The 20,118-nt window shown below is 65.2% G+C and carries 17 protein-coding genes; 8 read left to right on the top strand and 9 right to left on the bottom strand.

Translation table 11 applies throughout. The features are described from left to right. The 3 genes from Q8R73_RS03225 to Q8R73_RS03215 form a co-directional block, all read right to left on the bottom strand. A partial coding sequence (locus Q8R73_RS03225) for an ATP-binding cassette domain-containing protein (protein WP_305718111.1) occupies positions 1-282 on the bottom strand: 282 nt, incomplete at its 3' end. Next, on the bottom strand, positions 279-1,430 hold the full coding sequence (locus Q8R73_RS03220; RefSeq protein WP_305718110.1) for a branched-chain amino acid ABC transporter permease: 1,152 nt from the start codon (positions 1,428-1,430) through the stop codon (positions 279-281). The genes Q8R73_RS03225 and Q8R73_RS03220, both read right to left, overlap by 4 nt. 10 nt (positions 1,431-1,440) lie before the next feature. Next, complete coding sequence (locus Q8R73_RS03215) at positions 1,441-2,316, bottom strand: branched-chain amino acid ABC transporter permease (protein WP_305718109.1); 876 nt, start codon at positions 2,314-2,316, stop codon at positions 1,441-1,443. Positions 2,317-2,637: 321 nt separating this feature from the next. Here Q8R73_RS03215 and Q8R73_RS03210 point away from each other — a divergent pair, with 321 nt between their 5' ends. Beyond that, the gene (locus tag Q8R73_RS03210; RefSeq protein ID WP_305718108.1) at positions 2,638-3,390 is read left to right on the top strand and encodes an ABC transporter ATP-binding protein; all 753 of its coding nucleotides are present in this window, start codon (positions 2,638-2,640) and stop codon (positions 3,388-3,390) included. Beyond that, the gene (locus Q8R73_RS03205) at positions 3,387-4,913 is read left to right on the top strand and encodes a permease (RefSeq protein WP_305718107.1); all 1,527 of its coding nucleotides are present in this window, start codon (positions 3,387-3,389) and stop codon (positions 4,911-4,913) included. The genes Q8R73_RS03210 and Q8R73_RS03205 overlap by 4 nt, the downstream gene beginning before the upstream one ends. Positions 4,914-5,026: 113 nt before the next feature. Here Q8R73_RS03205 and Q8R73_RS03200 read toward each other — a convergent pair whose 3' ends face one another. Further along, complete coding sequence (locus Q8R73_RS03200; protein ID WP_305718106.1) at positions 5,027-5,947, bottom strand: alpha/beta fold hydrolase; 921 nt, start codon at positions 5,945-5,947, stop codon at positions 5,027-5,029. A 257-nt stretch (positions 5,948-6,204) separates the two neighbouring features. Here Q8R73_RS03200 and Q8R73_RS03195 point away from each other — a divergent pair, with 257 nt between their 5' ends. Then, entirely contained in the window at positions 6,205-7,026 is an 822-nt protein-coding gene (locus tag Q8R73_RS03195) for an MBL fold metallo-hydrolase (protein WP_305718105.1), read from the top strand. Between the two features lie 52 nt (positions 7,027-7,078). After that, complete coding sequence (locus tag Q8R73_RS03190; RefSeq protein WP_305718104.1) at positions 7,079-8,131, top strand: amidohydrolase; 1,053 nt, start codon at positions 7,079-7,081, stop codon at positions 8,129-8,131. A 79-nt stretch (positions 8,132-8,210) separates the two neighbouring features. Here Q8R73_RS03190 and Q8R73_RS03185 read toward each other — a convergent pair whose 3' ends face one another. The 3 genes from Q8R73_RS03185 to Q8R73_RS03175 all read right to left on the bottom strand — a co-directional run bounded on the left by Q8R73_RS03185 (position 8,211) and on the right by Q8R73_RS03175 (position 12,130). Further along, positions 8,211-10,175 (bottom strand): DEAD/DEAH box helicase, encoded by a 1,965-nt coding sequence (locus tag Q8R73_RS03185; protein WP_305718103.1) that lies wholly within the window; start codon positions 10,173-10,175, stop codon positions 8,211-8,213. 277 nt (positions 10,176-10,452) lie between these two features. Next, positions 10,453-11,709 (bottom strand): aminopeptidase, encoded by a 1,257-nt coding sequence (locus Q8R73_RS03180; protein ID WP_305718102.1) that lies wholly within the window; start codon positions 11,707-11,709, stop codon positions 10,453-10,455. A 106-nt stretch (positions 11,710-11,815) separates the two neighbouring features. Next, positions 11,816-12,130 carry a hypothetical protein gene (locus tag Q8R73_RS03175; protein ID WP_305718101.1) on the bottom strand — a complete coding sequence of 105 codons (315 nt, stop codon included), beginning with the start codon at positions 12,128-12,130 and terminating at the stop codon, positions 11,816-11,818. 282 nt (positions 12,131-12,412) lie between these two features. Between Q8R73_RS03175 and Q8R73_RS03170 the strand changes: the two genes are divergently transcribed. Then, the gene (locus tag Q8R73_RS03170) at positions 12,413-12,796 is read left to right on the top strand and encodes a hypothetical protein (protein ID WP_305718100.1); all 384 of its coding nucleotides are present in this window, start codon (positions 12,413-12,415) and stop codon (positions 12,794-12,796) included. Between the two features lie 331 nt (positions 12,797-13,127). Here Q8R73_RS03170 and Q8R73_RS03165 read toward each other — a convergent pair whose 3' ends face one another. Next, the gene (locus tag Q8R73_RS03165; protein WP_305718099.1) at positions 13,128-14,489 is read right to left on the bottom strand and encodes an adenylosuccinate lyase family protein; all 1,362 of its coding nucleotides are present in this window, start codon (positions 14,487-14,489) and stop codon (positions 13,128-13,130) included. A 277-nt stretch (positions 14,490-14,766) separates the two neighbouring features. Then, on the bottom strand, positions 14,767-17,100 hold the full coding sequence (locus Q8R73_RS03160) for a Tex family protein (protein ID WP_305718098.1): 2,334 nt from the start codon (positions 17,098-17,100) through the stop codon (positions 14,767-14,769). A 237-nt stretch (positions 17,101-17,337) separates the two neighbouring features. Between Q8R73_RS03160 and Q8R73_RS03155 the strand changes: the two genes are divergently transcribed. The 3 genes from Q8R73_RS03155 (at position 17,338) to Q8R73_RS03145 (ending at position 19,961) form a co-directional block, all read left to right on the top strand. After that, positions 17,338-18,594 carry an Hsp70 family protein gene (locus tag Q8R73_RS03155; protein WP_305718097.1) on the top strand — a complete coding sequence of 419 codons (1,257 nt, stop codon included), beginning with the start codon at positions 17,338-17,340 and terminating at the stop codon, positions 18,592-18,594. A 93-nt stretch (positions 18,595-18,687) separates the two neighbouring features. Beyond that, entirely contained in the window at positions 18,688-19,014 is a 327-nt protein-coding gene (locus tag Q8R73_RS03150; RefSeq protein WP_305718096.1) for a hypothetical protein, read from the top strand. 20 nt (positions 19,015-19,034) lie between these two features. Next, positions 19,035-19,961 carry a LysR substrate-binding domain-containing protein gene (locus Q8R73_RS03145; RefSeq protein ID WP_305718095.1) on the top strand — a complete coding sequence of 309 codons (927 nt, stop codon included), beginning with the start codon at positions 19,035-19,037 and terminating at the stop codon, positions 19,959-19,961. Positions 19,962-20,118: the final 157 nt, after the last annotated feature.

Here is a 20,118-nt window from a genome sequence, read left to right as displayed (position 1 = left end):
GGTGGCATTCTCGAACAGCTCGATGTTCTGGAAGGTGCGGGCGATGCCGAGCCTGGCGATGCCGAAGGCGGGTTCCTCGGTGATGTCCTGATCCTCGAAGAAAATCCGGCCCGATGTCGGGTTGTAGATCCGCGACACCAGGTTGAAGATCGAGCTCTTGCCGGCCCCGTTGGGACCGATGATCGACAGGATCTCGCCCTTCTCCACGGCGAAGGAAACCGCGTCAACCGCTTTCAGGCCGCCGAAATGCAGCGACAGGTTCTCGGCGCGGAAATAGCTCATCGGTTACGCTCCGATTTGACGTAGATCTTCTGCCGCTTGAAGGTGGCGCGCTTGTAGAGCGGGAAAAGCTGGAAGAAGAGCTTGATCTTCAACCAGCGGCCGTAAAGGCCGAGCGGTTCGAACAGCACGAACAGCACGATGATCACGCCGTAGATCGCACCCTTCAGGCCATTGGCGGAAGCGAACGCGGCGACGTTGCTCTTGACCGCAGCGGCGGTCTCGGCGCCGGCGCCAAAGGTGGCGGCGACGGCGGCAATCATTCCCGGCACGTCGTCCTTGAGATAGGTCAGGAACGGATCGATCATCACGATGAAGATCGCTCCCAGCACGGCGCCGTGCGGACTGAAGGCACCGCCGATCAGGATCACGATGATGAACTCGATCGAGAGCTGCAGCGTGAACATTTCCGGGCTGATAAAGGACATCTTGTGGGCGAACAGCACACCTGCGAATCCGGTGATCGCCGCCGAGATGGCAAACGACTTGACCTTGTAGAGCGATACGTTGACGCCCATGCTGCGGGCCGCGGTCTCGCTGTCGCGGATCGCGACGAAGGCGCGTCCGGTCGGCGAGCGCAGCAAATTGAGGGTGGCGAGAATGGCCAGCGCCAGCACCGCGAGACAGAGGAAGTAGAACGAGGGGCTGTCGCGCGACACCGTGGAGCCGAAGAATTGCACGGCCTTGACCCGCATGCCCTCGTTGCCATGGGTGACGCTTTCCCAGCGCGCCAGGATTTCCTCGATGATGAAGGCGAAGGAAATCGTCGCGATCACCAGATAGATGCCCTGCAGCCGCAGTGCCGGGAAACCGACCATCGCCCCGACCACGCCGGTCAGCACGCCGGCGACGAGGAAATACACCGGGAACGGCACGTCGTATTGCTGCAGATACCCCGCGGTATAGGCGCCGATGGCGAGGAAGGCGGCATGCCCGAGCGACGCCTGCCCGGTGAATCCGGTCAGGATCATCAGCCCGACGCCGACGGTGGCGTAGATGAAGACGAAGACCATCTGGCTGACGAGATAGCTGGAGAGAACGAAGGGTGCTACCGCCAGAAACGCCAGCAGAACGCCGTAGGTGACGATATAGCCGCCGTGCGGAAACAGCTTGATGTCGTCTTCATAATCGGTCTTGAACATGAAACGCATGGCTGGCCCCTCAAACCTTCTTGCGCGCGTGATGGCCGAACAGGCCCTCGGGTTTGAGCAGCAGCACCAGCAACAACACGATGTAGGGCGCGACGTCCTTCCATCCCTGCGGCAGATAGAAGCCGGCCATGCTTTCGATTACCCCGATCAGTATGCCGCCAACCACCGCGCCGGGGATCGAGCCGAAGCCGCCTAGCACCGCTGCCGGAAACGCCTTCAGCCCCAGCACCAGGCCGACATTGGAATGGATGAAGGTGATCGGTGCCAGCAGCACGCCGGCCGCGGTCGCCACTGCCGCCGAGATCGCCCACACGATCGACACCACGCGCTTGACCGGAATGCCCATGTAATAGGCCGCCAGCATGTTCTCCGAACTCGCCCGCATCGCGGTGCCCAGCGTGGTCCGGTTGAAGAACAGATAGAGCATCGCGCAGAGGATAATGGTCGCCGCGATCACGGAGAGCTTGTCATAGGCGAGCACGAGGCTGCCGATCCGCAGCACGCCCTGGCTGAACGGCGTCTCGATCTTAAGGTCGTCGGTGCCCCAGATCATGCCGGCGACGGAGCGCAGGAAGAATCCCAGCCCGATCGTCGCCATGATGATGGAGAATTGCGGATAGCCGAGGATCGGGCGTACCACCACCCGCTCCGCGGCCATGCCGAACAGCGCCATCGCCACCACGGCGCCGGCGAAACCGATCCAGTAATTGAGGCCGAGAATGCCGATGAAAGTGAAGGCGAAGAATCCGCCCAGCATCATCAGGTCGCCCTGCGCGAAGTTCACGACTTCGGTCGCCTTGTATACCAGGACGAAGCCGAGCGCGATTAGGCCGTAGACGCAGCCGAGCGCAATACCGCTCACCAACTGCTGAACAAAGTCCAGCATTGCCGAATTCCCTCCCCCTGATGCGCGGCGATTCTATTGACCGCCTTTGCCGCATCTTGTGTCCAGTCGCTGCCCGCATCGCTTGTTTCGAGGCGCTTGCGAACAGCCGGCCGTATACAGCCCAAAGCATTGATCCCTGTCAACTTGACGCTGGTTGCCGCCCCCGCGGCCGGTTGCGGACAAATGCCGCAGTCTTGTGCAACGTCTCGATCCGTTCCGGGCGGACCCGTGTATCGGCGGGATTTGCCGCCCTCGATTCACCGTGCCGAAAGTTCTTCGGTCCATGGTGCGGATCCCGTGCAATGGCTGGATCGCCCCGACATGAAGCCCGATGAATCCGCGCTGGCGCTACGAGGGTTAACGAAGCGTTTTGACCGCCTCGCAGTCGACGCGCTCGACCTCACCGTCCGAACCGGCGAGTTCTATGCGCTGCTCGGGCCCAACGGCGCCGGCAAGACCACGACGCTGCGCATGGTGGCCGGCCTGCTGCGGCCCGATGCCGGCTCGGTGTCCGTGCTCGGCATCGATGCGCTGGCCGATCCCGTCGCCGCCAAGCAGATCACGGCATGGGTGTCGGACGAGCCGATGGTCTACGACAAACTGACCCCGCTGGAATATCTCGCCTTCGTCGCCGGACTCTGGGGCATCGATCCCGCAGTTTCCGAACCATCGGCGCGCGAACTGCTGGTCTCGCTCGGCCTCCAACCGCATCTGCACGAGCGTTGCGGAGGGTTTTCCAAGGGCATGCGGCAGAAGGTTGCGCTGGCAGGAGCCCTGGTGCACGACCCGCGCCTGATCATCCTCGACGAACCGCTCACCGGCCTCGACGCGGTGTCGGCGCGTCACGTCAAGGGCCTGCTCGGCGACCGGGTGCGATCAGGCTGCACCGTGATCATGACCACGCACATTCTGGAAGTGGCCGAACGGATGGCGGACAGGATCGGTGTCATCGCATCGGGACGGCTGATCGCCGAGGGCACGCTGACCGAACTGCGCCAGCAGAACGGCCGCAACGACACCAGCCTCGAGGACATGTTCATCGCGCTGGTCGACACCGAGGCCGCCGCGGCATGAGCTCGGCAGCGGATCTGACCTGGTTTGCCCGGCACGAAATCCGGCTGGCATGGCGCGAGGGGCTGGCGATGCTCGCCGCCGGCCGCAAGGGACGCAAGCGTACCGCGATCATCGGGCTGCTCGTTTTCGCCGCGATTATGCACCTGCCGGCCTACGCCGTGATCGGCCGGTTTGCCGACCTGCAGGAGCCGCTGGATAAACCCGCGTTGATCGTCATCACCGCGACCATCCTGCTGGCATGGGCGTTGATGCTGTCGCAGGCCATCGAATCGGTGACGCGGGTGTTTTACGCCCGCGCCGATCTCGACCTGATCATGTCGTCGCCGGTCGCGCTGGCCAACGTGTTTTCGGTGCGCATCGCGGCGATCGCGCTGCAGGTGATCGCGATGGCGCTGCTGCTGTCGACGCCGTTCGTCGATGTCCTTGTGTTCGGCGGCGGGTGGCGCTGGCTGGCCGCGTTCGGCGTGGTGGTCGCCATTGGTCTTACCTCGGCAGCAGTCGCGATCGCCGTCACGGTGGTGCTGTTCCGCCTGATCGGCCCGAGCCGCACCCGGCTGGTGGCTCAAATCCTCGCCGCCGTGATCGGCGCCGGTTTCGTCATCGCGCTGCAGGTTGCCGCGATCCTGTCCTACGGCACGCTGTCGCGCTTCGCGGTGCTGACGTCGGATGCCGCGGCGGCCTTTGCGCCGGCGCTCGACAGCCTCGTCTGGTGGCCGGCGCGCGCGGCGCTCGGCGACGGCGAGGCGCTGTTGTGCCTGCTGGCCGGCGGTCTGGTGCTGCTCGGCGCCGTGATGGCGATCTTCTCGCCGCGCTTTGCCGATACCGTCGTCAGCGCTTCGGCCAACCCCGCCACCGCCCATCAGGGCTTAGACAAAAAGGCGTTTCGCGCCGGGTCGCGGCAGCAGGCGCTGCGCTGGAAGGAATTCGTGCTGTTGAAGCGCGATCCCTGGCTGCTGTCGCAGAGCCTGATGCAGTTGCTGTATCTGGTGCCCCCGGCGCTGCTACTGTGGAAGAGCTTCGCCGACAGCGACGCCGCGCTCATGCTGATCACGCCCGTCATCGTGATGGCCGCGGGCCAGCTCGCGGGCGGCCTCGCCTGGCTGACGATTTCGGGCGAAGACGCCCCCGATTTGGTGGCGACCGCGCCGTTGCCGGCGTCACGCGTCACCCGCGCCAAGATCGAGGTGGTGATGATCGCGATCGCCGTGATCTTCGCGCCGCTGCTGGCGGCGCTGGCCTATGCCGCGCCGCTGCAGGCGGCGGTCACCGCATCAGGCATCATCGTCGCGGCGGCATCCGCCACCGCGATCCAGCACTGGTTCCGTGTGCAGGCCAGGCGCAGCCAGTTCCGCAGCCGCCAGACTTCCTCGCGGTTCGCGACCTTCGCCGAAGCCTTCTCCTCGATCGGCTGGGCCGCCACCGCGGTACTGGCGATGGCGCTGCCGGTCGCCGGGCTGATCAGCGGCGTGATGACCGCGGCGATCGTCGCGGTGACGTGGAAGATCAGCCCACGACGGGATTGAAGTCGAACCACTGGACGGCGCCCTTGAAGGGGGGTGCGGCAGGCGTAGCCAGAGCGTCCGCGGACCGGATCGCTGGCGCTTCGCTCGACCGTGGCAAAGCAATCAAACTCCACCTACGCCCTGATCAACTCCATCACCGCCGCCGCAAACGCTTCGGGTTCCTCCTGCGGCAGGTTGTGCCCGGCGCGCGGGATCACCCGATGGCTGCGCGGGCCGGTGAATTTCGCCGCGGTCGTGCTGCCGTCATTGGCGGGGAACACGCCGTCGCCGGCGCCGTCCAGCGTGATGGCGGGCACCGAAATCGCAGGCTGCGCCGCCAACCGTCGTTCGAGCCCCGCATATTGCGGATCGCCCTCGGCCAGCCCGTAACGATGACGGTAACTGTGGATCACGACGTCGACATAGTCGGGGTTGTCGAAGGCTGCGGCCGAACGCTCGAAGGTAGCATCGTCGAAGGCCCAGTTCGGCGACCATTGCCGCCAGAGAATTTTCGCGATCTCGCGCCGGTTGGCGGCGAGACCTGCGCGGCCACGCTCCAGCTGGAAATAATACTGGTACCAGAACGCGACCTCGCGCTCGGCGCCGGCCGGCTCCATGGCTCTGGCGATATCCTGAATATTGTAGCTGTTGAGCGACACCAGGCCGGCGCAACGCTCCGGCCATAGCGCAGCGCCGACGCAGGCGGCGCGGCCACCCCAGTCGTAGCCGGCGAAAACCGCACGCTGGATACCGAGCGCATCGATCAGGGCGATCAGGTCGGCGCCCAACGCCGCCTGCTCCCCGGAGCGCGGCGTCGCCGGATCGCGAAAACGGGTCGGCCCGTACCCGCGCAAATAGGGCACAATGGCGCGGCAGCCCTTCGCCGCCAGTATCGGGGCGACGTCGACATAGGCGTGGATGTCGTAGGGGAAGCCGTGCAGCAGCATGACCACCGGACCGTCCGGCGGCCCCGCCTCGAAATAGGCGACGTCGAGCACGCCGGCATCGACGCGGTGCAACGGCTCCAGCCGATGGGAAGAGGATGCACGCGTCAAAATGGACTCCCCCGATGCAACTACCGTGTGGCGTGCCCGGATCGAGAACTGCGATCGATCGGTCCAGGCCTGGCGGCATCGCCCAGCTTAATCTCTTATGGGGCGGCGGAGCCAAGCGGAAAATGTGGCGGCACCCGCCAGAATTCCGGCCTGCGACAATTTCAACCGCGACATCTTGTTCCAGCCTGCAGCCGCCATGACGGCCGCGGAAATCGGCGATACAGTGCGGCGCCGGACACCGGAACACGGGGCGTGCCATGCTGCGATCCTTGCCTGTCGTCATTGCCATGCTGGCTGCGCTGATGGCGCCGGCGGCCGCCCAGCAACAACAGCCGCTGCGCAGCGAATGTCTGGCGATGGCGAATGCGCCGCCGCGCGCCACCCCGGTCAGCCTGCGGCTTGCAGCTGCGAAGGCCGAGGAGGTGACGATCAGCTATGCCGGCCATTCAACCTATTATATCGAATCCCGCGACGGCGTGCGGATCGCGACCGACTACAGCGGCGCCTACAAGATCGGCCGCCTGCCCGACGTCGTCACCATGAACCGCGCCCACTCCACGCATTACTCGCTGTCTCCGGACCGCGGCATCACCCATGTGCTGCACGGCTGGGGCGATGACGGCAAGCCGGCCTATGTCAACAAGCGGATCGGCGACGTCTACATCCGCAACGTCACCACCGACATCCGCCCCTACACGTTCGACGACACCCACAACGCGCTGGTCAGGGACGGCAATTCGATCTTCATCTTCGAGGTCGCCGGCCTCTGCATCGGCCATCTCGGCCACCTGCACCACAAGCTCGACGACAGCCATTTCGCCCAGATCGGCCGCATCGACATCCTGATGGTGCCGATCGACGGCACCTATACGATGTCGCTCGACGGCATTTCCGAGATCACGCGGCGGCTCCGCTCCTCGGTGGTGCTGCCGATGCATCGCTTCATGACCCCGCTCGAGGACTTCATGCAGAGGATCGGCCAGCAATTCGAGATCGACCGGCGCGGCGATCGAACCCTGAAAATATCGAGGGAGACGCTGCCGGCGACGCCGACGGTGATCATCCTCGACGGGGTTTGACGTACCGGCCGCGGGACCTCAACAACAGCAACAAAAATCGGGGAGTGAAGCAATGGCCAGCAGTACTGCCGCGGCCTCGACCAGCGGGCTCTATGCCGATCCGCGCGAGGACTGGCTGGCGCAATACACCGAGGAAGTGATCGATCCGCAGCGTCCCATCGTCGATCCGCATCATCATCTCTGGGACCGCGGCGGCCAGCGCTACATGATCGAGGAGATGGCCGCCGACATCGCCTCCGGCCACAATATTGTCGCGACCGTCTATGTCGATTGCCGCTCGATGTACCGCGCCGGCGGACCCGAGGCATTCCGCCCGGTCGGCGAAGTCGAATTCGCCAATGGCGTCGCGGCGATGAGCGCCAGCGGCGGCTATGGTCCTGCGCAGATCAATGCCGGCATCGTCAGCCATGTCAATCTGCTGCTCGGCGACGGCGCGAGGCCGGTGCTGGAAGCAGAAATCGCCGCCGGCGGCGGCCGCTTCCGCGGCATCCGCCACTCCTCGGCATGGGATGCAGAATTCGAGGTCGCCGGCATGTATGCCAAGCGGCCGAAGGGCCTGCTGCTCGATGCCACCTTCCGCCAAGGTTTTGCCTGTCTGGCTCCGCTCGGCCTGAGTTTCGACGCCTGGCTGTTTCATCCGCAGATCGGGGAATTGACCGATCTAGCCCGCGCCTTTCCGGACACGCGGATCATGCTCGACCATTGCGGCGGCCCGGTCGGCATCGGCCGCTTCGCCGGCAAGCGCGAGGAGACCTTTGCGGTGTGGAAGGCCTCGATCCAGGATATCGCAAAGTGCCCCAACGTCTCGGTCAAACTCGGCGGGCTGGCGATGCGGCTGCTCGGCTACGATTTTCACGAGCGCCCGATGCCACCATCGTCGGAAGCGGCCGCCGCGGCATGGCGTCCCTATATCGAGACCTGCATCGAGGCCTTCGGCCCCACCCGCGCGATGTTCGAGAGCAACTTTCCGCCCGACAAGGGCCAGTGCAGCTACCAAGTGATCTTCAATGCCTTCAAGCGCATCGCAGCGCAATACAGCGAGGCGGAGAGGACCGCGCTGTTCTCGGCCACGGCGACGGATTTTTACCGGTTGAAACTCGGCTGACCGCGACCCGGCAGGTTTCGAGGAATCATCTCCTCGCGGCGTCGATCGTGTCGGGGATCCCGTCCAACCTCGCGCCGCCTCAGCCGGCGCGGTTCTTCTTTTTCTTCTTGCCGAATGCGGGTTTCGCGTCGCCGGCGCCGGCATGCGGCGGCTTTCCGGCGTAGGCGGGCTTGTGCGCATATTTCTTTTTCTTGTCGAAGCCCGGATCCCTCGCAAAGCCGGGCCCGCTTCCGCCGGATGGTTTGTCGCGCGGCTTCGGTCCGCGCCCGTCACGGAAACGATCGTTCGGTCGATCGGCGCGCTCGGGAGCTGCGGCTTCGTGCCGCAGCGGATAGGAACGTTTCTCCGTCGCCGGCTGGCCCTGCGGCGCCTCCGACATCGCCTCGATGCGGATGTTGTCTTCCTTGTCGGGACGCCGGATCATCGCCGCGAAGGATTCCGCCGCGGCCTTCGAAATCTCGAACTCGGTGGTGGTATCCATGATGCGGATGGCGCCGATGTCATGCTTGTCGATGCCGCCGCGGCGGCAGATCATCGGCAGCAGCCAGCGCGCTTCGGCGTTCTTCTTGCGGCCGATGGCGGCGCGAAACCACACGCTGCCCTCCGCCATGCCGCCGTGACGCGGCGAGGATTTCCCGGGCTTTCCGCGCGGCGCGGCCTCGCGATCGTCGCCGCGCTGCGGCCGGCCGCCTTGTTCCCGGCTGCCGATATCGCGCGACCGGCCGGCGCCCTGGCCGGGATCGAGAATGTCTTCAGGCGACGGCAGCCGCGCACGGTAGAGCCGCGCCAGTGCGGCGGCGATCTCCTCGGGCGACCGCTCGGCCAGCATGGCCTGCGCCAGCACCAGATCCTCCGGCGTGGTCTCCTCCGCGAACAGCGTGTCCTTCAGCATCCGCTCCTGGTCGAGCTTGCGAATTTCTTCCGAGGTTGGCGCCGTGCCCCAGACCGCGTCGATGCCGCCGAGATTCAGCAGCAGTTCCGCGCGCCGCTTGCGCGCCGGCGGCACCAGCAAGACGCTGACGCCCTTGCGGCCGGCACGGCCGGTGCGGCCGGAGCGATGCTGCATCACCTCGGCATCATTCGGCAGGTCGGAATGAATGACGAGGTCGAGGTTCGGCAGGTCGATGCCGCGCGCCGCAACGTCGGTGGCGACGCAGACACGCGCCCGTCCATCGCGCAGCGACTGCAGCGCCGTGGTGCGCTCGTTCTGGGTCAGTTCGCCCGACAGCGCTACCACGGAGAAGCCGCGCTCCGACAGCGTCGCCTGCAGATGCCGCACCGCGTTGCGGGTGTTGCAGAACACCAGCGCGCCCGGCGATTCAAAGTAGCGCAGCACATTGACCACCGCGTGCTCGACATCGGCGGCGGCGATCCGGATGGCGCGGTACTCGATATCGGCATGACCGCCCTCGTCGCCCGCGACCTCGACGCGAAACGCCTGCTGCTGATAGGCCTTGGCAAGGGCGACGATGCCGCGCGGCAGCGTCGCCGAGAATAACAGCGTGCGCCGGGTGGCCGGGGTTGTCTTCAGGATGAATTCCATATCCTCGCGAAAGCCGAGATCGAGCATTTCGTCGGCCTCGTCGAGCACGACGGCCTTCAACTGCGAGACATCGAGACGGCCGCGCCGCAAATGGTCGCAAAGACGTCCGGGCGTGCCGACCACGATATGGGCGCCCGCCGCCAGCTGGCGCTGTTCGGCGCGCGGGTCCATGCCGCCGACGCAGGAAACCACGCGGGCATCGGCATATTGATAGAGCCAGGCGAGTTCGCGATGCACCTGCAGGGCCAGTTCGCGGGTCGGTGCCACGATCAGCGCGAGCGGCGCAGTGGCCCGCTCGAACCGCTCGGCATCGCCGAGCAGGTCTTTTGCAATGGCCAGCCCGTAGGCGACGGTCTTGCCCGAGCCGGTTTGCGCCGAGACCAGCAGGTCGCGACCGACCGCGGCGTCCGCCAGCACGGCGGTTTGCACCGCGGTGGCGGAATCGTAGTTGCGCTCGGTCAGGGCCCGGGCGAGCGGCGGACTGGTGGTTGAGAATGTCACGAAATGAAAAACCTTGGTTGGCGCCAGCGCTGAAAAGCCGAATACGGCTTCGAACCGGATCGGTTGAAGCTCGCGTGCCTGGCAGATCCACAGCCGCGTGGGATGATTGATTTGATTGAGTTGGACGTGCTTTAGGCCAATAGCGGCGAAAACGCCATGGCCAAGGTTGCATGCAAGATCGGCCACATTGCAGGGCGCCTGGCGCAATCGACGCCATCAGGGGCCAAATGTGCCCGCTTTGGCTTCTGGCGACGGCTCGCGCCGCCCGTTAACTATCTCAGGCCCATTCGCCCCTGCGGAACACCGGCACCAGCCGGCCGTCGGCATGAACGCCGTCGATATCGGTCTTATCAGAACCGATCATCCAGTCGATGTGGATCAGGCTCTTGTTGCCGCCCTGGGCGGCGATCTGCTCCGGCGTCAGGCTGCCGCCATTGACGAAACATTTCGAATAGCACTGGCCCAGCGCGATGTGGCAGGCGGCATTCTCGTCGAACAGGGTGTTGAAGAACAGCAGGCCGCTTTTCGAGATCGGCGAGGAGTGCGGCACCAGCGCCACTTCGCCGAGCCGGCGCGCGCCTTCGTCGGTATCGAGCACCTTGTTCAGCACTTCGGCGCCGCGCGAGGCCTTGGCATCGACGATGCGGCCATCCTCGAAGCGCACGGATATGTCGTCGATCAGGCTGCCCTGATAGGACAGCGGCTTGGAACTGACGACATGGCCGCTGACTCGCCGCGCATGCGGGGTGGTGAACACTTCCTCGGTCGGAATATTGGGGTTGCAGACGATGCCGTTCTTCGCCGTGGAAGCGCCGCCCTGCCATTCATGGCCGTCGGCCAGGCCAATGGTGAGATCGGTGCCCGGCCCGGAATATTTCAGCGCGCTGAAGCGCTGGCCGTTGAGCCATTCGGTGCGCTCGCGCAGCACGGCATTGTGCTTCTTCCATGATGCGACCGCGTCGTCATTGTCGACGCGCGAGGCCGCAAAGATGGCGTCGGCCAGCTTCGCCACCGCGACATCCTCCTCGTCGCCCGGAAACATCTGCTTCGCCCATGCCGGGCTCGGATAGGCGACGATATTCCAGTTGACGTCGAAGCCGACGATTTTCTCCAGCGCCGGCTGATAGGCCATCGAATTGGCCTTGCTGGCGCGCGAAACCTTCGCAGGATCCTCCCCGGCCAGCAGCATCGGGTTGTCACCGACAATGGCGAGCCGCGCGGTGTTGGCGGAGAACGCCTTCGACATCCCCTCATAGAGCCAGCCAGCGGCGCGATCGAAACTGTGGTCCTGCGCGAAGCGGTAACGCGCAAGCGTGATCTCTTCGTCCGACAGGATCGGTGTCACCAGGCCGGCGCCGGCCTTGTAGGCATGCTCGGCAATCCTGCGCACCAGCGGCAGAGCCACGCTCGGTGCCGTCAGCAGCAGGTCCTGCCCCGGTTGCAGGTTCAGCCCGATCCGGATGGCGACCTCGGCGAGACGGTCGAGTTTGACAGGGTCGATCGATGCCGAGATGTTGCGTTCGTGGACGGTCATGGCGGAGCCTCTGCAGGTGAGAGGCTCTATCTAAACCTGTCTTTGCGGGGTGCAAGAGCCGGCGGAGGCGGCCGAGCGAGGCGGCCTCCGGCATCGGCGCGTTGGCCTAAGTCGCGTCGAATTGCTCCTTGGGGAGATCCTTCATATCCGGATGGTCCTTGAGCATTTGATTGACGTCAATGTTGGGGCGGCCCTTGAGTCCTTCTGCAACGCACTGGTTGACGTATTTCCGGCGCGAGAGCCACTTGACCTTCTTGCCTTTGGCCTCCGCCTTGCATGCGACGATCGCCTGCTTGACGGCAGCCTTGTCAGCCGCGGACACCGGCGCGGCCCCGGCGGTGATGGGCGTCAATATCGCACCGCTGCTGAAAAGGACCGTAGCGGCGATGCAGGCAAATCGAGTAACGGAAAAACGAGACATAATATGCTTCCTTACAAGCTTCCTTGGGTCGGGACGTGCGGCGAAACTACCGTGCGGGGGAAGACAGACGCAATCTGGCCGCTTTCGTGATCATTGAATGCCGGGGTAGGCAGTCTCCCTCCAGGCATCGTAACTGCACTGGTGTGCCTCTTGATAGTGCCAAGGCGAGGTCACGCACTGCTTATTTCAGCCCCTCGCGAGGCCGCGGACCACCGCCGGTCCATCTGATCGCGCGCTGACCCTGAAACTTCATGGCGATCGACCCGTACGCGCCGATAACCGGTGCCGAACGATCTGCATGAACATGTTTTAATTTCAGAACTGAAATTTTTGGCAACCGACGCCGTACCTGTAGTGTCGGCACGGTGTCCTGCCGGCGCTTCGCCGAACGCCGGTTCCATTACCAAGCTCCTGAGATGGAACTGCCCTGCTTGGCGTGTGGCTGAACGTGACACCCAAAGGACTGAAATTCACATGACTTGTGCAGCGCTGTTGGCAACATTCTTTGCAGGAATGCAGATCGCGGACCTGGATAAATCGAGGGTCTACCAGATTCCGGCATCTTACATGAACCAGATGACCGCCACTCAACAGACAACCGCCAGAACGTGCGCAAATCGATATGGCGTCCGCTACCAAATACTGGGGCAGCAAGCCAACAGGTGAGCGGAGGTTCCAGTTGATCTGTTCCCGACGGCAACAGCCGCCGACAATCCGGCACCGGCCTCGCCTCGAAACGGAATATGAAGATGATTTAATCTCCTGAACTGAATTTTTCAGCCGCTTGCGCCGTATCTGTTTTGTCGATGCGCCGGCGTCCCGCCGACGCCTGCGCCGGCCAGCGGTCCCACCTTTTCATGTCGCCCCGGGGTGGGGCCGTCTGGGGCGGCGGCGCATGCACACAACGAGAGCGGCTTTGTCGTTGCAAGCGACCCGATCAACTCCATGAGGCCGGTTCCAACCGCCATCGGGCATCAGTCCTCGCGAAATCCAGCCCTCAACGACGAGACATCGCCAACACCCGATCCACCATGCCAGGCGCGAGGCCAAGATAATTCTTCGGTGAGGTCAGCCGATCGATCGTGGCGCGATCGATGCGGTCGGTCACGCGCGGGTCCGCCGATAGCGCGTCCGCCAGCGTCAGGCCGCTTTCGTTGGCGCGCCGGCAGGCGTCGTAGACAACATCGTGCGCCTCCTGCCGGCCGATTTCGGGCGCCAGTCCCATCATCACGGCTTCGGCGACGATCAGGCCGCGGCTGATGTCGAGATTGTCGGCCATCCGCTTCTCGTCGACCACGAGGCCGGCCAATGCGAATTTCGCCTGGTGCAGCGCGCCGGCGGTCAGCACGAAACTCTCGGGAATGGCGATCCATTCGGCATGCCATGGCCCGGTGGCGCGTTCGAGGTCCTGCACCATTGCGTCCAGCATCAGGCCGGCATGCTGCCGCACCGCTTTGGAGGCCGCCAGCATCAGTTCGGACGAGATCGGATTGCGCTTCTGCGGCATGGTCGAGGACGCGCCGCGGCCCTTGACGAAGGGCTCGTAGAGCTCGGCGAATTCGGTCGAGGCCATGACCATGATATCGAGCGCGATCTTGCCGAGCGAGCCGGTCACCAGCGCCAGGAAGTTGACGGTTTCGGCAAAGCCGTCGCGCGCGACGTGCCAGGTGGAGACGGGGACGCCGAGGCCGAGTTCCTCGCACAGCGCCTGCTGCACCTCGAACCCCTTGTCGCCGAGCGAGGCCAGCGTGCCGGCGGCGCCGGCGAACTGGCCGACCAGCAGGCGCGGCTTCAACTGTTCGAGGCGCTCGGCGTGGCGGTCGAACATCGCCAGATAAATCGCGGTCTTGTAGCCGAACGTCACCGGCAGCGCCTGCTGCAGATGGGTGCGGCCCGCCATCGGCGTATCGCGATAGCGCTTCGACAGGTCGGCGAGGATTTCGCGCAGCGCCGCGATATCCCGCCCGATGATGTCAAGGCCGGCGCGCAGCTGCAGCACCACGGCGGTATCCATGATGTCCTGCGTGGTGGCGCCCCAGTGCACGTAGCGCCCGGCCTCGCCGCATTGCTTCGCCATCTGGTGGACGAGAGGCAGAATCGGATAGCCGACGATATCGGTCTCGCGGCGCAGCAGATCGAAATCGAACGCCGCGACGTCGGTACGTTTGGCGATTTCCTCCGCTGCCTCGACCGGAATCACGCCGCATCGCGCCTCGGCCCGCGCCAGCGCGATCTCGACCTCGGCATAGCGGGAGATCAGGCTGAAGTCCGAAAACACCTCGCGCATGGCGGGGGTGCCGAAGGCGTCGCGGAACAGGATGGAGTCGAGCACGGTGGTTGAGGTCGGTAAGGCGGGCATGGGTTTCCTTGCGGGATCGCGGAGTTGTCGACGGCGAGGTATAGCGCGCCGCTTGCGATATGTCCGTCGCGCGCTTCTCCCCTCCCCCCGCGCGGCCCTTCGCCGCGTGGTGGGGAGGGGTCGGGGGTGGGGGGCGCCTCGGCGAACTCGCTGCCAGTTGAATGGCGCAATCTCACTACTGATATTCGCGGACGACTCGCGTCGTATGCGCTGATAGACCCCCCGCCCCCGACCCCTCCCCGCCACGCGCAAGGGCGCGTGGAAGGAGGGGAGAAGACTAGACTTTGGGACCGCCGTTTTTCTCCGCGGCGCGACGCAGGGCGTCGGCCATCGCGCCGCCGGGCTGCTGTTGCGGCTTGGCCGGTGACGACGACGTCATCGACTTCGCGGAGATGTCGCGCGGCCGTTCCTGCTGCTTGCGCTCGCCCTTGGCGCCGGTCTCGTCGTCTAGCCGCAGCGTCAGCGCGATGCGCTTGCGGGCGACCTCGACCTCCAGCACCTTGACCTTGACGATGTCGCCCGACTTCACCACCTCGCGCGGATCCTTGATGAAGGTTTTCGACATCGCGGAGATGTGGACCAGCCCATCCTGGTGCACGCCGATATCGACGAAGGCGCCGAACGCCGCCACGTTGGTGACGGTGCCTTCGAGGATCATGCCTTTCTTGAGGTCCTTGAGGGTCTCGACGCCCTCCTTGAACACCGCGGCTTTGAAGGCCGGACGCGGATCGCGGCCGGGCTTTTCCAGTTCGCGCAGGATGTCGGTCACCGTCGGCAAACCGAACGTATCGTCGACGAAGGCCTGCGGCTTCAGCTGGCGCACGATCTCGGCATTGCCGATCAGCGCCTTGATGTCGCTCTTGGTCGCGGTCAGTATCTTGCGCACCACCGGATAGGCTTCCGGATGCACGCCGGAGGCGTCGAGCGGGTCCTCGCCGCCCTGGATGCGCAGGAAGCCTGCGCATTGCTCGAACGCCTTCGGGCCCAGCCGCGGCACTTCCTTCAGCGCCTTGCGCGACTTGAACGGGCCGTTGGCGTCGCGGTGCTGCACGATGCTTTGCGCCAGCCCGGAGCCGATGCCCGACACCCGCGCCAGCAGCGGCGCCGAGGCGGTGTTGGCATCGACCCCGACGGCGTTGACGCAGTCCTCGACCACGGCATCGAGCGAGCGCGCCAGCTTGCTTTCGCCGAGGTCGTGCTGGTACTGCCCGACTCCGATCGCCTTGGGATCGATCTTGACCAGTTCGGCCAGGGGGTCCTGCAGCCGCCGCGCGATCGAGACCGCACCGCGCAGGGTGACGTCGAGTTCCGGCAATTCCTCGGACGCAAAGGCCGAGGCCGAATAGACCGATGCGCCGGCCTCCGACACCACGATCTTCGACATCTTCAGATCCGGCAGCAGCTTTACCAGCTCCGTCGCGAGCTTGTCGGTCTCGCGCGACGCGGTGCCGTTGCCGATCGCGATCAGGTCGACGCGGTGCGCCACCGCGAGCTTTCCAAGCGTCGCCAGCGCCTCGTCCCAGCGCTTCTGCGGCTCATGCGGATAGACCGCCGTGGTCGCCACCACCTTGCCGGTGGCATCGACCACCGCAACCTTGACGCCGGAGCGGAAGCCGGGATCGAGCCCCATGGTGACGCGCGCGCCGGCCGGCGCCGCCAGCAGCAGGTCGCGCAGATTGGACGCGAACACGCGCACGGCTTCCTGTTCGGCAGCGTCCCACAGCCGCATCCGCAGATCGATGTTGAGATGCACCTGGATCTTGGTGCGCCAGGCCCAGCGCACGGTCTCCACCAGCCACTTGTCGCCGGGGCGGCCCTGATCCGAGATGCCAAAGCGCTGCATGATCTTCATCTCGTGCGAACTGATGGCCGCCGGCGTGGCGGCGACCGGCTCGGGAAGCATCTGCAGGTCGAGAATCTCTTCCTTCTCGCCGCGGAACATGGCGAGGATGCGATGCGACGGCAGCTTGGTCAGCGCCTGGCTGAATTCGAAATAATCCTTGAACTTCTCGCCCTCGGTCCGCTTGCCCCGGCGCGCGGTAGACGTCAGCAGGCCGTTCGACCAGACCTGTTCGCGCAAGCTGCCGATCAGATCGGCGTCCTCGGCAAAGCGCTCGACCAGTATGGCGCGCGCGCCGTCGAGCGCGGCCGCTGTGTCGGGCACCTGCTTCTCGGCATCGACGAACGGTTTTGCCACGGTCGACGGCTTGTTCTCCGGCTGGGTCAGCAGCAATTCGGCCAGCGGCTCCAGTCCCGCCTCTTTGGCGATCTCGGCTTTGGTACGGCGCTTCGGCTTGAACGGCAGATAGATGTCTTCCAGGCGGCCCTTGCTGTCGGCAGCGAGGATGGCGGCTTCCAGCGCGGCATCGAGCTTGCCCTGCTCGCGGACGGAATTGAGGATCGCGGTGCGGCGCTCCTCGAGTTCGCGCAGGTAGTTCAGGCGCTCTTCCAGGGTGCGCAACTGCGCATCGTCCAGCGCGCCGGTGATCTCCTTGCGATAGCGCGCCACGAACGGCACCGTGGCGCCGCCGTCGAGCAGCGTCACCGTCGCCTCGACCTGCTGTTCGCGAACACCGAGTTCTTCCGCAATCTGCCGATAGATGTTTGCCACGCGCAATCCTTCTTGAAACCCTCACGATCGGTGAATCGCCCGCCGCGGGAGGACGCTTATGAACCATCGCCGCTCGTTTCATCAACCCGCGGCACGAAACAAATTGATCTGTGGACGGACCTTGTCGAATTTCAGGACGATGCGGCTTGTTTTCAAGCCTCGCCTCGATCACGCGCCAAGATAAAGGTGGATTGGCGGCACCTTACTGTGTAGACGGACGCTCCCCAGGGAGCGCCCATGTCGATCTGCGGACTTGATTTCGGAACGTCGAACACCACGCTCGGCACGATCGAAGGCGGCGCGCCTGCGCTGGTGGCGCTGGAGGCCGGGCAGACCACGATTCCGAGCGCGATCTTCTATGAAACCGACGGCGCGGTGCTGATCGGCCGCAAGGCGATCGAGAGCTATGTCGATGGCGCGCCGGGCCGGCTGATGCGCAGCCTCAAATCGGTGCTCGGGACCTCGCTGATCGACGAGACCACGTGGCTGGGGCGGGAACGGACCAGCTTTCGCGACGTCATCGCCTATTATCTGGGGGCGGTGAAACGGCGCGCCGAACAGGCCACCGGCCGCGAACTGCGCGACGTGGTGCACGGCCGTCCCGTGCACTTCGTCGACAATGCCGACGACGCCGACGCCAGGGCCGAGCAGACCCTGCGCGACATCGCCCACGAAATCGGCTTCGACCAGGTCACCTTCCAGTTCGAGCCGATCGCGGCGTCGCTGGATTATGAGCGCGGGATCACGGCGGAGGAAATCGCCCTGATCGCCGATATCGGCGGCGGCACCTCGGATTTCTCGATCGTGCGGCTGGGGCCGCAGCGCCACGGCAAGGTCGACCGCTCCTCCGATATCCTCGCCAATGACGGCGTGCGGATCGGCGGCACCGATTTCGACCGCCAGCTCAGCCTCGGCGTCGTCATGCCGCTGTTCGGCTTCGGCAGCGCCATGAAGCGGCCCGGCCTCGACGTGCCCTCGAGCTATTTCCACGACCTCGCGACCTGGTCGAACATCAACCGCATGTACGAGCCGCGCGTGATCGCGGACATTCGCCAGGTCCGTCAGGAGGCCCGCGAGCCCGAACTGCTCGACCGGCTGGTGCGGGTGGTCGACGAACAGCGCGGGCATACGCTGGCGATGGAGGTCGAGGACGCCAAGATCGCGCTGTCCGACGCGCGCCGGGCCGATATCCCCCTGCAATGGGTCGCGCCCGGGCTCGCCGCCGAGATCGGCCGGCCCGATCTGGTCAGCCATACTAGGCAACTGGCCGAGCGCATCGCGGCCCGCATCAAGATCTGTCTGGCCCAGGCGCGCTTGTCCGCCGGCGCTATCGACGCCGTGTTCCTGACCGGCGGCTCGGTGCGGCTCGCCCATGTCCGCAAGGCCATCATCAGGGCGCTGCCGTCGGCCCGGATCGTCGAAGGCGACACCTTTGGTGCGGTCGGCAAAGGCCTGACCCTGGAGGCGCTGCGGCGCTACGGGCCGGGGAACTGAGGCGGATGCCGCGCGACGCCTATTTGCAATGCACTCTCGGCAATTGCATAGTCGATCGAACGGAATGCCTCGATGGCAACTGAGGAATAAGAAATGGCGGACGCCGATCTGGATGTCGTAATCCGGCAGCTTGCGAAGCAGCAATACAAGGGCCTGATGGCGGCCGCCAAAAAGCGGCGGGATCGCTACGCCGGTCTGGCCGCCAAGGCGAAAAACAGCGAGGCCAAGGCCCAGCTGAAGCTGATGGCGAAAAGCACCATGGAGCAGGCCGCCGCCGCCGCGAGGCGGCTGCAGATTTCCGCCGACAACGCCGCCGACAGCTACGCCCGCTCGATGCGCCATGCGGCCGAGACCCCGCCGCCGGCCAAGAAGCCGGCCGCGAAACCGGTCAAGAAGGCCGCCAGGAAGGCCAAGGCCTGAGAACAGAACCTGGGTAGCGGATGGATCTCAAGCAACTGCGTACCTTCCGGGCGGTCGCGGAGCTCGGAAGCCTGAGCAAGGCGGCCGACCGGCTGCGGGCCGCGCAGCCGGCACTGAGCCGGCACATCAAACTGCTGGAGCACGAGCTTCGGGTCGAGCTCTTCATCCGCAACGGCCGCGGCATGCTGCTGACCAGCGCCGGCCAGATTTTGCTCGACCGCACCACCGGCCTGGTGCGTCAGATCGAACAGGTGCGCGACGATATCCAGTCGGCCAGCGGCAAACCGTCCGGACGGGTCATCCTCGGCCTGGTGCCGACCGTCAGCGCCGTGCTGTCGGGACGGCTGGCCCGCCGCATCATCACGGATCTGCCCGACATCTCGCTGCGGATCGTCGAAAGCTATGGCGGCCATCTGGTCGAATGGCTGCACCGCGGCGAAATGGACCTCGCCATCACCTACGGCCCCGCCGATGACCTGCATCTGTCGGTGCATTCGATCGGCCACGAGGATCTCGCGGTGGTCGGTCCGCCGGGGTCGGGCCTCGGAAAGAAAAAGCAGGTCGAACTGGAATGGCTGGTCGAGCAAAGGCTGATCCTGCCCAGCATCTCGCATGGCCTGCGGGCGCTGCTGGAAAAGGCCGTCGCGCGCAAGAAATTGACGCTCAACACCATGATGGAGGCCGATTCCTACCGCGCCCAGATCGCGCTGATGGAAGAGGGCCTGGGCTACACGCTGTTGCCGGCGTCCGCGATCCGCGCCGAACTGGCGGCCAAACGCCTGGAGATGGCAGCGCTGGTGAACCCGTCGGTCTCCCGCGAACTCCTGCTGGCGTCGCCGATCGCGCGCCCGTCATCGATCGCCACCAGCACCATCTCGGCGCTGGTTCTTGCCGAGATCGCACAACTGGCCAAGGAAGGCCTCTGGAACATCAAGCTGGCGGGCTGAGCGCCGCGCTTATCTGTATCCCGGCTCAGTTGTAGAGCGCCTCATCGCCGAGCACGGATTGCCGGAAGCGCGTGGTCAGGATGACGCCATCGGCCGGCGGCAAGGTAAAGACCAGGGCTTCGGGATTGATCTTCATCAGCGCGAACACCGTTCCCTT

This window comes from Bradyrhizobium sp., from assembly GCF_030697065.1.
Lineage (GTDB): Bacteria > Pseudomonadota > Alphaproteobacteria > Rhizobiales > Xanthobacteraceae > Bradyrhizobium.
The sequence above is the reverse complement of the archived record's forward strand: the minus strand, read 5'-3'. Positions and strand labels throughout refer to the sequence as shown.